The sequence below is a fragment of the Streptomyces avidinii genome (assembly GCF_045161815.1).
GTDB classification, from domain to species: domain Bacteria; phylum Actinomycetota; class Actinomycetes; order Streptomycetales; family Streptomycetaceae; genus Streptomyces; species Streptomyces avidinii.
Map to the genome: position 1 here is coordinate 2,986,954 of NZ_CP108863.1, position 15,311 is coordinate 3,002,264.

Sequence of the window (15,311 nt, forward strand, 5' to 3'; positions counted from 1 at the left end):
GGGCCGGGAGCGACCGTCTAGAGGACGTCCCCGTCCCGCCAGTCGAAGTCGAGCCGGCCGGCGGGGTCCAGCAGGATCCCGCCGGGCGGCACCCACACGTAGGTGGAGCCCTCTTCCTCGGGGAGGCGCACCGGCCCGTCCGGCGACAGTGCCCCGACCCGGCCCGGCCACACCGCCCAGCCGCGGCCGAGGTAGAGCCGGGCCCCGTCCTGCGAGGCCGACAGCGCGCCCAGCACGTAGGCCCGCGCGACGATCCGTTCGAGCTCGGCCATGACCTGCCCGCCGAGGCCGCGCCGCCGCGCGTCGGCCCGTACGGCGACGGCCTCGACGTACCCGGTCCGCAGGGCCCGCCCACCGTGCACGACCCGGCGCTGCACCACACTGCCGTGCGCGACGAGCGCGCCGCCCGCGTCCCGGACCAGGACGTGCATCCCGCCGAGGGCGTGCTCGAAGTCCTCCTCGCCGAAGTCCCCCTCGAAAGCCTCGTCGAGCAGGGCCCGCACCTCGCGGAGCTCGTCGCCGGTCAGCCCGGCGGTGTGTGCGACGCGCACGTCCATCACTTCTCCAGCCAGTCGGTGTACCAGGTGCGGAAGTCCGGGCTCTCGGGCAGGCAGGTCCCGAAGTCCTGGTCCAGGTGCCAGACCTGCCCGGCCAGCGGCCCGTTGAGGATCAGCCTCGAATACATGCCGCACCCCTGCTCGGCCAGCATGAGCGTGCCCAGGGTCATCCCCTCGCGCTCGTCGAACCTGCGGTTCACGTCGAACGGACGGGGTTCCCGGATCGGGCAGGGCGCGGCCGGCCGGCCCGGGCGGCGGTCTTCCCGCCACTCGTCGTCCACCGCCCAGTCGTCGTCGGCCTCGGGACGCGGAGTGATCAGCGGCATCAGCCCGTAGGCCGTGCCCGCCGGTCCGTCGCCGACCGTGGTGACGAACGTCCGGTACTCCTCGGGCAGCCGGATGCCGTGCTCCGCCTCGAAGGCCCGGACCTCCGCCTCCGGGAGCGGCGCCCTGAGTTCGTACCGGAGGGTCTTCGCGCGCAGCCGCTCCCGTACCGCCTGCGCGTCCCACTCGCTCATCCCGTGACCGTACCAATGACCGCATTGCGGACGCCGGACGCCGTTCACCGGCCGGAATCGGCCGACGCGGCCCTGGCGGTCCGGACCATTGCCTCGGCAGACTCGCCCCATGTCGCCCGAAACCCAGCAGTGGACCCCGATCCACGGCCAGCCGTACCGTCCCGCCCCCTACCGGCCCGAGCGGATGCCGCAGCAGGAATCCCTCGCGCGCGCCGCCGAGCTGCGGACGCGGATGGACGAGCGGCGGACCGTACGCCACTTCTCCCCCGACCCCGTGCCCGATCAGGTGGTCCGGGACGCGATCGCCTGCGCGGCGACCGCCCCGTCCGGGGCGCACCAGCAGCCGTGGACCTTCGTCCTGGTCAAGAACCCGGCCGTGCGTCAGCAGATCCGCGCGGCCGCCGAGCAGGAGGAGCAGCTGTCCTACGACGGCCGTCTGGGCGACGAATGGCTCGCCGCCCTGCGCCCCATCGGCACGGACGCCGTGAAGACCCACCTGACGGACGCCCCGGCACTGATCGTGGTCTTCCAGCAGCGCTACTGGCTCGGCCCGGACGGCACGAAGCGCAAGCACTACTACGTGGACGAGTCGGTCGGCATCGCGGTGGGCATGCTCCTGTCCGCGCTTCACCTGTCCGGCCTGGCGGCGCTGATCCACACCCCCAGCCCCATGCGCTTCCTCAGCCATGTCCTGGAACGCCCCGAGAACGAGAAGGCCTTCGCCGTCATCCCGGTGGGCTACCCGGCGGACGACTGCGAGGTCCCGGACCTCGTCCGCAAGTCCCTGGACCAGGTCATGGTCGAGGTCTAGGCCGTCTCTTTCGGATCTTGTCGGCCGAGCCCGCGGCGTCCCGTCGAAAGCGACGGCCTAGGCGCCGGGCGCGGTGGGCGGGCCCGGAAGCGGTGCCGGGCCCGGCTCCGGCTCCCCGGCCTGACCGCCGCCCAGCGCCCCGGCCAGTCTGATGCCGATCCGGACCCGGTCCTCCGCCGAGCAGCCCTCCATGGCCGCCCGCACCTGGCGGAGGATGAGCGCGTCCCGGACCACCTTGGCCACGCCGAGCACGGCCGCCGTTGCGATCGCCGCGAGCAGCATCAGCGCGCCCCCGGTTCCGCGGTGGCCGCGTAGCAGGGTCCGCGCCGCAGGGTGACGAACCCGCCGCCCATCACGATCTCGCCGGGGAACCAGGGGCGGTCCCGCTCCCGTTCCCGTTCCGGGCTCTCGTCCGGCCGCTGCGCGAGGCCGCTGCGCCGCAGCCGCTGCTCCAGGTCGGAGCGTTCCACGGAGCAGCACCACTCGACGACGACGTCCCCTCCCCCGTGGGTGTAGACGTTCGCCGAACCGTGTGCGGCCCCGGCGGCGGCCAGCAGCAGGGGGCGCCTGAGCAGCCTGCTGTTCAGGCGGTTCTGCGCCGGAACACCGTGGTCGTGGCCCCCACCGGACCGCTGCTCCCAGTCCGCCGCCTCGGCGGGGTGCATGCGGTGGCGGTTGCGCCGCCACAGCTGGGTGAGCCCCTCGCCGTGCTCCGGCAGGGCGGGCCGCCAGTCCGCGGCCGGGTGGATCAGATGGATCGCGGCACGGCCCTGGACCCGGGTCAGTACCCACGTCCCGCCCCTCGGGACGAGCCGCAGCCCCGGCACACCGCGGAGACCGCCCCGGTGCTCGTCGATCCGGGGCAGCAGCGTGCCGAGGACCCGGTCGGCCGTCACCGGATGCAACGACAGTGTCAGACCACCCGGCTCGGGACGGGCGCGGGTGAAGCCGAGGAGGGCCCCGTCGCGCAGTTCGTGTCCGCGGAGCCCGTCGGCGAGCTCGGCCACCACGAGCGCCTCGAAGGTCCGCTGCTGCTCGTCGGCGGCATCGGGGACCGGCTGGCGCCGGGTGATCAGCCCGTCTGCGGCCCACCGCATGCAGGTGTGGTGCGGAAGACCGGTGGCCTCACGGCAGATGGTCGCCACGCGGTGGCGGTTGTCGGTGCGCCTGGACATACGTCTCCCCGTGCGTCGTCCCGGCACGGACGCGTAGAGGTCTCGTATCTCCTGGCAAACATCCCACCCCGTACGGGAACTCGTCAGAGCCCTCGGCTCCCTCGGGTAACCGGGCCCGAGTACTGGAGCGTGTCGCCGTACACGACAACTGTCGCCAGGCTAGCAGGAGTTGCCGGTCGGGGAAATGGAAACCGCCCCCGCTCCGGACTGGGGGGTACCGGAGCGGGGGCGGGGTTCTGCGGGGCCGGATCAGCCCATGTGGGGGTACGCGTAGTCGGTCGGCGCGACCAGCGTCTCCTTGATGGAGCGGGTGGAGGTCCAGCGCATCAGGTTCGACGCGGCGCCCGCCTTGTCGTTGGTACCCGAGGCGCGGCCACCGCCGAAGGGCTGCTGGCCGACGACGGCACCGGTGGACTTGTCATTGATGTAGAAGTTGCCCGCCGCGAAGCGGAGCTTCTCCATCGCGTCCGCGGCCGCGTAGCGGTCGGCGGCGATGATCGAGCCGGTCAGGGCGTACGCCGAGACGGACTCCATCTGCGCGAGCATCGCGTGGAAGTCGGCGTCCTCGTAGACGTGCACGGCGAGGATCGGGCCGAAGTACTCGGTCGTGAAGACCTCGTTCTCCGGGTCGGTGCACGCGATGACGGTCGGGCGGACGAAGTAGCCCTCCGAGTCGTCGTACGTGCCGCCGGCGATGATCTCGCAGGTCGGGTCGGCGATCGCGCGGTCGATCGCGGCCTTGTTCTTGAGATACGAACGCTCGTCGATGACGGCGCCGATGAAGTTGGTCAGGTCGCGGACGTCACCCATGGTGATGCCGTCGACCTCGGCCGCGAAGGCCTCCTTGAAGCCGTCGTTCCAGATCGAGGCCGGGACGTAGGCGCGCGAGGACGCCGAGCACTTCTGGCCCTGGAACTCGAAGGAACCGCGGGTCAGGGCGGTCTTCAGGACGGCGCGGTCCGCGGACGGGTGCGCGACGACGAAGTCCTTGCCGCCGGTCTCGCCGACCAGGCGCGGGTAGGATTTGTACTTCTCGATGTTGTTGCCGACCGTCTTCCACAGGTACTGGAAGGTCTTGGTCGAGCCGGTGAAGTGGATGCCGGCCAGCTCGGGGTGGTTCAGGGCCACCTCGGACACCGCGATGCCGTCGCCGGTCACCAGGTTGATGACGCCCTTGGGCAGGCCGGCCTCCTCCAGGAGCTCCATGAGGAGGATCGCGGAGTGGGTCTGCGTCGGGGACGGCTTCCACAGGACCACGTTGCCCATCAGGGCGGGGGCGGTCGGCAGGTTGCCCGCGATGGCCGTGAAGTTGAACGGCGTGATCGCGTAGACGAAGCCTTCGAGCGGGCGGTGGTCGCTGCGGTTCCACACGCCGGCGGAGTTCGCGACCGGCTGCTCGGCCAGGATCTGGCGGGCGAAGTGGACGTTGAAGCGCCAGAAGTCGACGAGCTCGCACGGAGTGTCGATCTCGGCCTGCTGCGCCGTCTTCGACTGGCCCAGCATGGTGGAGGCGGCGAGCTTCTCGCGCCACGGGCCGGACAGCAGCTCGGCGGCGCGCAGGATGATCGCGGCGCGGTCGTCGAAGGACATCGAGCGCCAGGCCGGGGCGGCGGCCAGGGCGGCGTCGATCGCCTCCTGCGCGTCGGCCTCGGTGGCGTTCGCATAGGTGCCGAGCACCGACTTGTGGTCGTGCGGCTGGACCACGTCGAAGCGCTCGCCGCCGCCCATCCGCTTGACGCCGTTGATCGTCATCGGGAGGTCGATCGGGTTCTCGGACAGCTGCTTGAGCTGCGTTTCGAGGCGCGCGCGCTCCGGGGTGCCGGGGGCGTACGAGTGGACCGGCTCGTTGACCGGAGCGGGGACCTGGGTCACAGCATCCATGGGGCTGGTAACTCCTTGACCTAGTTCTTGGCTAGTTCTTGGTGATCATCGAGCGGACGAAGAAGAGCAGGTTGGCCGGCTTCTCCGCGAGGCGGCGCATGAAGTAGCCGTACCAGTCCGTGCCGTACGCGGTGTAGACGCGCATCCGGTGCCCCTCGGCGGCGAGCCGCAGGTGCTCCTCGCTGCGGATCCCGTACAGCATCTGGAACTCGTACTCGTCCAGTTTGCGCCCGGCCTTGCGGGCGAGCTCCTGGCCGATGGCGATGAGGCGCGGGTCGTGCGACCCGATCATCGGGTAGCCCTCGCCGTCCATCAGGGTCTTCAGGATCCGGACGTACGCCTTGTCGATCTCCGCCTTGTCCTGGTACGCGACCTCGGCGGGCTCCTTGTAGGCGCCCTTCACGATGCGCACGCGGCTGCCGGCGGCGGCGAGGCGGCGGGCGTCGGCCTCCGTACGGAAAAGGTACGCCTGGATCACGCAGCCGGTCTGCGGGAAGTCGCGGCGCAGCTCCTCGTGGATGGCGAACATCGAGTCGAGGGTGGTGTGGTCCTCGGCGTCGAGCGTCACGGTGGTGCCGATGGCGGCGGCGGCCTCGACGACCGGGCGGACGTTGGCGAGGGCGAGCTCGTGGCCGCCCTCCAGCGCCTGGCCGAACATCGACAGCTTGACGGACATCTCGGCCTTCTCGCCGAGGCCGAGCTCCGCGAGGCGCTCGATGAGCTGGAGGTAGGCGTCCCGGGCGGCGTAGGACTGCTCCACCTCGGTGATGTCCTCGCCCACGACGTCGAGGGTGACTTCGAGGCCGGCCCGCGTGAGCTCCTCGACGATCGGGATGACCTGATCGACGGTCTCGCCGGGGATGAACCGGTTCACCACGGGCTTGGTCACCGGGGCGGCAGAGACGATACGACGCATCTTGTCGCTGCGCGAAGCGGCGAGGATCACGGGACCCAGCACGGGGGCACCTCCAGCGGGTGGCAGAAGAAAAGCGCAAGTAAAACCACCGTGAAACCTAAGGATCGCTTTGATCCTCTGCCATCGACAGCTGTCACGCATCCGTGTCCCGGATCTCATACATCTGTCTGAAGGGCCCCTGCCGGGGTGGGAGAATGTCCGCGTGAAGGGCGATTACCAGGACCTGGTGGACGAGATCTCCGCGCTGCTCGGCGCCCCGGCGACCCTGGAGAACCGGGACTTCCGGCTGATCGCCTTCGGCGCCCACGACAGCGAGGACGACCTCGCGATGGACCCGGTACGGACCCGCTCGATCCTGACGCGGCAGTCCACGGCCGACGTCCGGTCCTGGTTCGAGGGCTTCGGCATCGCCCGCGCCACCGGCCCCGTCCGGATCCCGGCGGCGCCCGACGCGGGGGTGTACCGGGGGCGGATCTGCCTGCCGGTGCGGTACCGGGGCATCGTGCAGGGCTACGTATGGCTCCTGGACCAGGAGCCGGGCCTGCCCGGGCCCGGGCCGTCGGCGCTGGACGCGGCCATGGAGGTGGCCCAGCGGATCGGGGTGCTGCTCGCCGAGGAGGCCAAGGCCGGGGCGGACCTCTCGCGGGAGTTCCTGGCGGTGCTCACGGCCGACCGGGGCTGGCAGCAGGACATGGCGGTGGCCGCGCTTCGGGTCGCGCTCGGCGCCGGCGGGGACGGGCTGCACGCGGCGGTCTGCGTGACGCCGTGGCCCGGGGAGGCTCCGGCGTCGGTCCCGGGCGCGGCGGCGGTGTGCGTCGTACCCCGGCGGGTCGGGTCCGGGCCGGGGCAGGAGCCCGGGGCCGAGGCGGGGCTCGCGGTACTGCTCCGGCTGCGCTCGACGGACGCGCTGGCTCCGGCCCTGGCGGCGGCGACCCGGCTGCTGCCGCGCGTCGCGGCAGACCCGGCGGGCGGCGCCGCCGCCGCGCCCCGGGTGACAGCCGGCGTGGCCGACCCCGTACGGGGCCTCGCGGACCTGCCCGCCGCCTGGGAGCAGGCCGTCGCCGCCGCCCGGGCGGCCGTCGCCCAGCCCCGGCTCGGCCCGGTCGCCCAGTGGTCGGAGATCGGCCCGTACCGGCTGCTGGCAAGCCTCGCCGCCGACCCGGTGGAGGACCCCGCGGCCCGCACCCTGCTGACCCCGGCCAACCGCGAACTCGCCCGTACCACCGAGGTCTTCCTGGACTGCGCCGGCCAGGCGGGCCGCGCGGCGGCCGCCCTGGGCATCCACCGCCAGACCCTCTACTACCGCCTGGGCCGGGTCGAGCAGTTGACCGGCCTCGACCTGGACGAGGGCGAGGACCGCCTGCTGCTCCACATGGCCCTCAAGGCCTCCCGCCTGGCCTAGGCCGTCTCTTTCGGATCTTGCCGGTGTCCCGGCGACGGGACCTGTTCGACCACGCGGCGGAGGTTTCGGCTCCGGTCAGTCCCGGGGCCGGGTCATCGCCTCGGCGGCCCGGCGCATGCCCTCGGTGAACTCCTCGGCGGTCGCCGCCGACTCCGGGTCGAAGAGCCACTGGATCATCAGGCCGTTCAACAGTGCCTGGTAGAAGCCGCCCAGGGTGCGGACGTCCCGCTCGTCGAGCCGGTCCTCCGGGGTGCCGGTGAGCATCGAGATCAGCCCCCGCCGGCCCTCGGCCTGCGAGGCGGCGAGCATGGAACGCAACTCCGGCCGCTGGTCCCGGCCGAGGGCCACCTCCAGGCTGGCCGCCCAGACCGGACCCGACTTCTCGTGCTGCGCCAGCACGCCCTCCCACAGGGCGCGGAAGCGCTCCAGCGACCCGCCCTCACCGTCGAGGCCGGACTGGAAGACCGCGCCCCACTCCTCCATCAGGCCGATGAAGGCCTCGGTAAGGAGGGCGTCCTTCGAGCCGTAGTGGTAGCCGATGGAGGCCAGGTTGGTCCCCGAGGCGCTGACGATGTCGCGCGCGGTGGTGCGCACGAACCCCTTCTCGACCAGGCATTTCTTGGCGCCTTCGAGCAGATCTTCGCGATGTCCCATGGCCCCCACGGTAGCAAGACAACCGTCCCAGACAACAGTTCTAGACATCCGTCATAGACAAACGTTTAAGACGTCTGTACATTCCTGCTCATGACAACTCCCGCCGCCACAGCGCAACTTGCCGGCCGCCGCGAATGGACCGCCTTCACCGTCCTCCTGCTGCCGCTGCTCCTGGTCTCGATGGACGTCTCCGTCCTCTACTTCGCCATCCCGGCCATCACCGACCAGCTGGACCCGAGCTCCACCCAGCAGCTCTGGATCTTCGACAGCTACGCCTTCGCCCTCTCCGGCCTGCTGATCACGATGGGCTCGCTCGGCGACCGGATCGGCCGCCGCAAACTGCTGCTGATCGGCGCGACCGCCTTCGGCCTCGCCTCGATCGGCGCCGGCTGCGCCACCAGCGCCGAGATGCTCATCGCGGCCCGCGTCCTGCTCGGCATCGGCGGCGCGACCCTGATGCCCTCCACGCTGGCCCTCGTACGGAACCTCTTCCAGGACGACCGGCAGCGCGGGCGGGCCATCGCCATCTGGTCCGGCGCCATGACCGGGGGCATCGCCCTCGGCTCGGTGCTCAGCGGGGTGCTGCTGAACCACTTCTACTGGGGCTCCGTCTTCCTCATCAACGTGCCCGCGATGCTGCTCCTGCTGCTCCTGGTCCCGGTCCTGGTACCGGAGTTCAAGGACCCGGCCCCCGGCCGCTTCGACCTGCTCAGCGTCCCGCTCTCCATGGCCGCCGTACTGCCGGTCGTCTACGGGCTCAAGGAGATCGCCGCCGAGGGCTTCGAACCCCTCTACGCGGTCTGCGTCGCCGTCGGCCTGGCCTTCGGCTACGCCTTCGTCCGCCGCCAGCGCTCCCGTGAGGACGCCATGGTGAGCCGGGCGCTGTTCCGGGGCCGCGGTTTCGGGGCGGGCATCGGGCTGAACACCGTCGCCGCCTTCGCCATGATGGGATCGGCCTACTTCACCACCCAGTACCTCCAGTCGGTGCTCGGCATGGGCACCCTGGAAGCCGCGCTGTGGAGCCTCGCCCCGTCGGTCGTCATCGGCGCCGCGGCCCCGGTCTCCGCCGCCCTCGCCCAGAAGGTGGACCGGGCCCACGTCATCGCCGGCGGGTTCGTCCTCGCCGCCGCCGGCTTCGTCCTGATCAGCCTGGTGGACACCGACTCGCTGTGGCTGATCCTGACCGGCGCCGGGGTACTGGCCTCGGGCATCGTCACCGTGCTGTCCCTGATCTCCGACATGGCGCTCGGCTCGGCACCCGCGGAGAAGGCCGGTTCCGCCGCCTCCCTGCTGGAGACCGGGACGGAATTCGGCGGTGCCCTGGGCATGGCGGTCCTCGGCAGCCTGGGCACCGCGGTCTACCGCAGCGACCTGGCCGGTGCCGAGCCCGCGGTCCGGGAGACCCTGGGCGGGGCCGTCGCCACCGCCCACCACCTCGGCGGACCGGCCGGTGAGCAGGTACTGGCGCTTGCCCGGGAGGCCTTCGTGCACGGAATGCAGTACGCGGCCTGGGGCGGTACGGCGCTGCTGCTCGCGGCGGCCCTGCTCGCCTCGGCTCTGCTGCGGGGGACCGAAGCGTCGGCCCCGCCCGCGGCGGAGCCCGCGGCCGGCGCCGGGGACCGCCCGCGCGAGGCGACGTACAACTGAACCGCTCGCCGTGGCGCGTGGCCGACGGAAAGCGGAAGGGCCCGGGGTCTCCCCCGGGCCCTTGCCTCACATCGTCACCCCGGCGGGCTCAGGCGAGGCTGACCGTGCGCGCCGAGACGGCGCCGATCTCGGAGGCGATGTCCGCGAGGACGTCCGCCGGTACCGCGGCGTCGACGGTGAGGACGGCGAGCGCCTCGCCGTGCTCCTCCGCACGGGCGACCTGCATGCCCGCGATGTTCAGACCGCCCTCGCCGAGGACGCGGCCGACGGTGCCGACCACGCCGGGGCGGTCGGTGTAGCGCAGGACGACCATGTGGTCGGCGAGCGCCAGGTCCACGTCGTACTCGCCGATGCCGACGATCTTCTGAAGGTGCTTCGGGCCCGCGAGCGTGCCGGAGACCGAGACCTCCTGACCGTCCGACAGGGTGCCGCGTACGGTCACCACGTTGCGGTGGTCCGGGGACTCCGAGCTGGTGGTCAGACGGACCTCGACGCCGCGCTCCTGCGCGAACAGCGGGGCGTTGACGTAGGAGACCGTCTCGTCGACGACGTCCTCGAAGACACCCTTGAGGGCGGAGAGTTCCAGCACCTTGACGTCGTGCTGGGTGATCTCGCCGCAGACCTCGACGTCGAGGCGGACCGCGACCTCGCCCGCGAGGGCGGTGAAGATGCGGCCGAGCTTCTCGGCGAGCGGCAGGCCGGGACGGACGTCCTCGGCGATGACGCCGCCCTGGACGTTGACCGCGTCGGGCACGAGCTCACCGGCGAGCGCGAGGCGCACCGACTTGGCGACCGAGACACCGGCCTTCTCCTGGGCCTCGTCCGTGGACGCGCCGAGGTGCGGGGTGCAGACGACCTGGTCGAGCTCGAAGAGCGGGGAGTCCGTGCAGGGCTCCTTGGCGTACACGTCGAGACCGGCGCCGGCGACGCGGCCCTCCTTGATGGCCGTGTACAGCGCGGCCTCGTCCACGATCCCGCCGCGGGCGGCGTTGACGATGCGGACGGACGGCTTCACCTTGTGCAGGGCCTCGTCCCCGATGAGACCGAGGGTCTCGGGGGTCTTGGGCAGGTGCACGGTGATGAAGTCGGCGACCTCGAGGAGCTCGTCCAGCGCCAGCATCTTGACGCCCATCTGGGCGGCGCGCGCGGGCTGTACGTAGGGGTCGTAGGCGACGACCTTCATGCCGAAGGCCGACATGCGCTGGGCGACCAGGACGCCGATGCGGCCGAGGCCGACGACGCCGAGGGTCTTCTCACTGAGCTCGACACCCGTGTACTTGTTCCGCTTCCACTCGCCGTTCTTCAGGGCGGTGTTGGCCTGCGGGATGTTGCGGGCGGTGGCGACGAGCAGGCCGCAGGCGAGCTCGGCCGCGGTCACGATGTTCGAGGTCGGGGCGTTGACGACCATCACGCCGGCCTTGGTGGCGGCGGAGACGTCCACGTTGTCCAGACCGACACCGGCACGCGCGACGACCCGCAGCTTCTTGGCCACGGCGATGGCCTCGGCGTCGACCTTGGTGGCGGAGCGGACGAGGATCGCGTCGGCGTCGACGATCGCGGGCAGCAGCTCGGCGCGGTCGGCGCCGTTGCAGTGGCGGATCTCGAAGTCCGGGCCGAGCGCCTCCACGGTGGCGGGCGACAGCTCTTCGGCGATGAGTACGACAGGTTTCGAGCTCACGTGGGTCCTCACAAGTCCAGTGCGGACGGCCGTCCCGACGGCCGCAGGCGGTGGAGGGGGTAGCCGCGTGGAAGACGCACGACACTGTGGGCCTGACGCGTATGTGTTGAGCAGTGTAGTGGCGCTGACGGTCCGGATTTCCGCCTGTACGGAAGGATCACCCGTCCGTGGTTGGCCGGGGTGGACAACCCGCACCTCTCGGGGCCGGATTCCCGGCGCCCGAAACCCGGTCCGGCCTCGCGGCCGGAAAGTTCCGGTGATGCGCGGCGGGGCCGGGACCCCAGGTGTCCCGGCCCCGCCGTCACGGGCTCAGCTCTCGTCGTTGTCGACCCAGCTCATCAGCTTGCGGAGCTTCTTGCCGGTGGTCTCCAGCAGGTGCTCCTCGTCGGCCTTCTTGTACTCGTTGTACTTCGGCAGACCGGCCTTGTACTCGGCCATCCAGGTGTTGGCGAACTCGCCGCTCTGGATCTCCGCGAGGACCTTCTTCATCTCGGCCTTGGTGGCGTCGGTGATGACGCGGGGGCCGGTGATGTAGTCGCCCCACTCGGCGGTCTCGGAGACGGACCAGCGCATCTTCTCCAGGCCGCCCTCGTACATGAGGTCCACGATGAGCTTCAGCTCGTGCAGGCACTCGAAGTACGCGATCTCCGGCTGGTAGCCGGCCTCGGTCAGGGTCTCGAAACCGGCCTTGACCAGGGCGGAGGCGCCACCGCAGAGGACGGCCTGCTCACCGAACAGGTCGGTCTCGGTCTCCTCGGTGAAGGTGGTCTTGATGACGCCGGCGCGGGTGCCGCCGATGCCGGCCGCGTACGAGAGCGCCAGGTCGAAGGCCTTGCCGGTGGCGTCCTGCTCGACGGCGGCGATGCACGGAACGCCGCGGCCCTCCTCGTACTGACGGCGGACCAGGTGACCCGGGCCCTTCGGGGCGACCAGGGCGACGTCGACGTTGGCGGGCGGCTTGATGAAGCCGTACCGGACGTTGAAGCCGTGGCCGAAGAAGAGCGCGTCGCCCTCCTTGAGGTGGTCCTTGATGGACTCCTCGTAGATCTCGGCCTGCAGCGGGTCCGGGGTGAGGATCATGATGACGTTCGCCCACTCGGCGGCCTCGGCCACGGGGACGACCTTCAGGCCCTGCTCCTCGGCCTTGGCCTTGGACTTCGAGCCCTCCTTCAGGCCGACGACGACGTCGACGCCGGAGTCACGGAGCGACAGCGCGTGGGCGTGGCCCTGGCTGCCGTAACCGATGACCGCGACCTTGCGGCCCTGGATGATGGACAGGTCGGCGTCGTTCTCGTAGAACAGCTCGGCCACTGGGATATCTCCTTGGTGCGCTGGTGTTGCTCCCACCGTACGGCGGGGAACGGAATCTGAGTTTCTCGGTCTCGCCATGCGGGCGAGCGTGTCTGCCGCGGCCCCGGCGGCCGCTGTGCCGGCCGGGTCGGGTGCTGCGGCAGGTGCTGCGGTCAGGCGCTGCGGTCGAGCGCGCGCAGGCTGCGGTCCGTGATGGACCGGCCGCCGCGCCCTATGGCGATCGTGCCGGACTGCACGAGCTCCTTGATGCCGAAGGGCTCCAGCATCTTGAGCATCGCACCGAGCTTGTCGGAGCCGCCGGTGGCCTCGATGGTGACGGCCTCCGGGGAGACGTCGACCGTCTTGGCGCGGAACAGCTGGACGATCTCGACGATCTGCGAGCGGGTCTCGTTGTCGGCGCGGACCTTCACCAGGACGAGCTCGCGCTCGATGGCGTTGTGGGACTCCAGCTCGACGATCTTGAGCACGTTGACCAGCTTGTTCAGCTGCTTGGTCACCTGCTCCAGCGGGAGGTCCTCGACGTTGACGACGATGGTGATGCGGGAGATGTCGGGGTGCTCGGTGACACCGACCGCGAGGGAGTCGATGTTGAACCCGCGGCGCGAGAACAGTGCGGCGATCCGGGCGAGGATGCCGGGCGTGTTCTCGACCAGGACGGAGAGCGTGTGCTTGGACATGTGGGGCGTTCTCTCTCTCGGGCTCTCTCGGCTCAGTCGTCTTCGTTGTCGCCGAAGTCGGGACGGACGCCCCTGGCTGCCATGACCTCGTCGTTGGAGGTGCCGGCGGCGACCATCGGCCACACCATGGCGTCCTCGTGGACGATGAAGTCGATCACGACGGTGCGGTCGTTGATCGCGTTGGCCTCGGCGATGACCTTGTCCAGGTCGGCCGGGTCCTCGCAGCGCAGCGCCACGCAGCCCATGGCCTCCGACAGCTTGACGAAGTCCGGGACGCGGGTGCCCTTGCGGGGCGCGATGGACTCGCCGAGCTGGGAGCCGACCGTGTCGTGGCCGGTCTCGTCGGCGTGCAGGACGGTGTTGGAGTACCGCTGGTTGTAGAACAGGGTCTGCCACTGGCGGACCATGCCCAGGGCGCCGTTGTTGATGATCGCGACCTTGATCGGGATGTTGTTCAGCGCGCAGGTGACCAGTTCCTGATTGGTCATCTGGAAGCAGCCGTCGCCGTCGATCGCCCACACCGTGCGCTCGGGCATGCCGACCTTGGCGCCCATCGCGGCCGGGACCGCGTAGCCCATGGTTCCGGCGCCGCCGGAGTTCAGCCAGGTGCGGGGCTCCTCGTACTTGACGAAGTGCGAGGCCCACATCTGGTGCTGGCCGACACCGGCCGCGAAGATCGTGCTCTTCGGCGCGAGCGCGCCGATCCGCTCGATGACCTGCTGGGGCGAGAGGCTGCCGTCGGTGGGCAGGTCGTAACCCAGCGGGTAGGTGTCGCGCCAGCGGCTGAGGTCGTTCCACCAGGCGGTGTAGTCGCCGGCGTTGCCCTCGGTGTGCTCGGCCTGGACGGCCTGGATCAGGTCGGCGATGACCTCGCGGGCGTCACCGACGATCGGGACGTCGACCGCACGGTTCTTGCCGATCTCGGCCGGGTCGATGTCCGCGTGGATGATCTTGGCGAAGGGGGCGAAGCTGTCCAGCTTGCCGGTGACGCGGTCGTCGAAGCGGGTGCCGAGCGCGATCAGCAGGTCCGACTTCTGCAGCGCGGTGACGCCGGTGACGCTGCCGTGCATGCCCGGCATGCCGACGTGCAGCGGGTGGCTGTCGGGGAAGGAGCCCAGTGCCATCAGGGTGGTGCAGACCGGGACGCCGGTCAGCTCGGCGAGGACCTTCAGCTCGGCGGTCGCGCCGGACTTCATGACGCCGCCGCCGACGTACAGGACCGGGCGCTTGGCCTGGCAGATCAGCTTGGCGGCCTCGCGGATCTGCTTGGCGTGCGGCTTGGTGACCGGGCGGTAACCGGGGAGGTCCTGGGCCGGCGGCCACGAGAAGGTGGTCTTCGCCTGCAGGGCGTCCTTGGCGATGTCGACCAGGACCGGGCCCGGGCGGCCGGTGGAGGCGATGTGGAAGGCCTCGGCGATCGTCCGCGGGATGTCCTCGGCCTTGGTCACCAGGAAGTTGTGCTTGGTGATCGGCATCGTGATGCCGACGATGTCCGCCTCCTGGAAGGCGTCGGTGCCGATCGCCTTGGAGGAGACCTGACCGGTGATCGCGACGAGCGGGACGGAGTCCATGTGCGCGTCGGCGATCGGGGTGACGAGGTTGGTGGCGCCCGGGCCGGAGGTGGCCATACAGACGCCGACCTTGCCGGTGGCCTGGGCGTAGCCGGTGGCGGCGTGGCCGGCCCCCTGCTCGTGGCGGACCAGGATGTGACGGACCTTCTTGGAGTCCATCATCGGGTCGTACGCGGGAAGGATGGCGCCGCCCGGAATACCGAAAACGGTGTCGCACCCCACCTCTTCGAGAGAGCGGATGAGGGACTGCGCACCCGTGACGTGCTCAACTGCGGCGGACTGCTGTCCGCCGGAACGGGGCCGCGGCTGCGGATGGTGGGCCCCGGTGGCCTGCTCGGTCATCGGCATTCTCTTCTCGAAGCTGAGGGTTTTACGCGGATTCGACTCTGTGCCAGTGCAACAAAAAACCCCTCGTGCCAGGAGGCAAGCGAGGGGAGCGCGTCGGGGGTGTTGAGCGGGGACATGCAGGTCCCAGCTTCAGCCGACGCGCTTTCCAAGTACGAGAATTCGGGT

14 protein-coding genes are annotated in these 15,311 nt (G+C 70.8%); 3 read left to right on the forward strand and 11 right to left on the reverse strand.

Annotation, left to right across the window (positions count from 1 at the left end; genetic code table 11):
• Nucleotides 1–17 precede the first annotated feature (17 nt).
• Together OG373_RS12855 and OG373_RS12860 are read right to left on the reverse strand one after the other, a co-directional pair.
• Nucleotides 18–557: a GNAT family N-acetyltransferase gene (locus OG373_RS12855; RefSeq protein ID WP_405438275.1), complete on the reverse strand. Its 540-nt coding sequence runs from the start codon at nt 555–557 to the stop codon at nt 18–20.
• Nucleotides 557–1,075, reverse strand: coding sequence for an SMI1/KNR4 family protein (locus OG373_RS12860; protein WP_405438276.1), 519 nt, complete (start codon nt 1,073–1,075; stop codon nt 557–559). Before OG373_RS12860 ends, OG373_RS12855 begins: the two co-directional genes overlap by 1 nt.
• A gap of 109 nt (nt 1,076–1,184) precedes the next feature.
• Between OG373_RS12860 and OG373_RS12865 the strand changes: the two genes are divergently transcribed.
• Nucleotides 1,185–1,886, forward strand: coding sequence for a nitroreductase family protein (locus tag OG373_RS12865; RefSeq protein WP_405438278.1), 702 nt, complete (start codon nt 1,185–1,187; stop codon nt 1,884–1,886).
• 57 nt (nt 1,887–1,943) lie between these two features.
• Here OG373_RS12865 and OG373_RS12870 read toward each other — a convergent pair whose 3' ends face one another.
• The 4 genes from OG373_RS12870 to OG373_RS12885 form a co-directional block, all read right to left on the reverse strand.
• On the reverse strand, nt 1,944–2,168 hold the full coding sequence (locus tag OG373_RS12870; RefSeq protein WP_405438280.1) for a hypothetical protein: 225 nt from the start codon (nt 2,166–2,168) through the stop codon (nt 1,944–1,946).
• Nucleotides 2,168–3,061: a hypothetical protein gene (locus OG373_RS12875; protein WP_405438281.1), complete on the reverse strand. Its 894-nt coding sequence runs from the start codon at nt 3,059–3,061 to the stop codon at nt 2,168–2,170. Before OG373_RS12875 ends, OG373_RS12870 begins: the two co-directional genes overlap by 1 nt.
• A gap of 249 nt (nt 3,062–3,310) precedes the next feature.
• Entirely contained in the window at nt 3,311–4,942 is a 1,632-nt protein-coding gene (pruA, locus tag OG373_RS12880) for an L-glutamate gamma-semialdehyde dehydrogenase (protein ID WP_405438283.1), read from the reverse strand.
• Nucleotides 4,943–4,973: 31 nt separating this feature from the next.
• Complete coding sequence (locus tag OG373_RS12885) at nt 4,974–5,900, reverse strand: proline dehydrogenase family protein (protein WP_189973025.1); 927 nt, start codon at nt 5,898–5,900, stop codon at nt 4,974–4,976.
• A gap of 160 nt (nt 5,901–6,060) precedes the next feature.
• On the opposite strand from OG373_RS12885, the gene OG373_RS12890 reads away from it, so the two are divergent.
• A complete protein-coding gene (locus tag OG373_RS12890) occupies nt 6,061–7,260 on the forward strand; it encodes a PucR family transcriptional regulator (RefSeq protein WP_405438285.1) in 1,200 nt (399 codons plus the stop codon).
• A 75-nt stretch (nt 7,261–7,335) separates the two neighbouring features.
• On the opposite strand, the gene OG373_RS12895 is transcribed toward OG373_RS12890, so the two are convergent.
• Nucleotides 7,336–7,914: a TetR/AcrR family transcriptional regulator gene (locus OG373_RS12895; protein ID WP_189973023.1), complete on the reverse strand. Its 579-nt coding sequence runs from the start codon at nt 7,912–7,914 to the stop codon at nt 7,336–7,338.
• Nucleotides 7,915–8,004: 90 nt separating this feature from the next.
• Here OG373_RS12895 and OG373_RS12900 point away from each other — a divergent pair, with 90 nt between their 5' ends.
• Nucleotides 8,005–9,561: an MFS transporter gene (locus OG373_RS12900; protein WP_405438286.1), complete on the forward strand. Its 1,557-nt coding sequence runs from the start codon at nt 8,005–8,007 to the stop codon at nt 9,559–9,561.
• Nucleotides 9,562–9,649: 88 nt separating this feature from the next.
• On the opposite strand, the gene serA is transcribed toward OG373_RS12900, so the two are convergent.
• The 4 genes from serA to OG373_RS12920 form a co-directional block, all read right to left on the reverse strand.
• A complete protein-coding gene (gene serA / locus OG373_RS12905; RefSeq protein WP_405438288.1) occupies nt 9,650–11,239 on the reverse strand; it encodes a phosphoglycerate dehydrogenase in 1,590 nt (529 codons plus the stop codon).
• A 309-nt stretch (nt 11,240–11,548) separates the two neighbouring features.
• Complete coding sequence (gene ilvC, locus OG373_RS12910; protein WP_397732455.1) at nt 11,549–12,550, reverse strand: ketol-acid reductoisomerase; 1,002 nt, start codon at nt 12,548–12,550, stop codon at nt 11,549–11,551.
• Between the two features lie 152 nt (nt 12,551–12,702).
• Nucleotides 12,703–13,227: an acetolactate synthase small subunit gene (ilvN, locus tag OG373_RS12915; RefSeq protein WP_030010002.1), complete on the reverse strand. Its 525-nt coding sequence runs from the start codon at nt 13,225–13,227 to the stop codon at nt 12,703–12,705.
• Nucleotides 13,228–13,259: 32 nt separating this feature from the next.
• Entirely contained in the window at nt 13,260–15,146 is a 1,887-nt protein-coding gene (locus OG373_RS12920) for an acetolactate synthase large subunit (RefSeq protein WP_362805314.1), read from the reverse strand.
• Nucleotides 15,147–15,311: the final 165 nt, after the last annotated feature.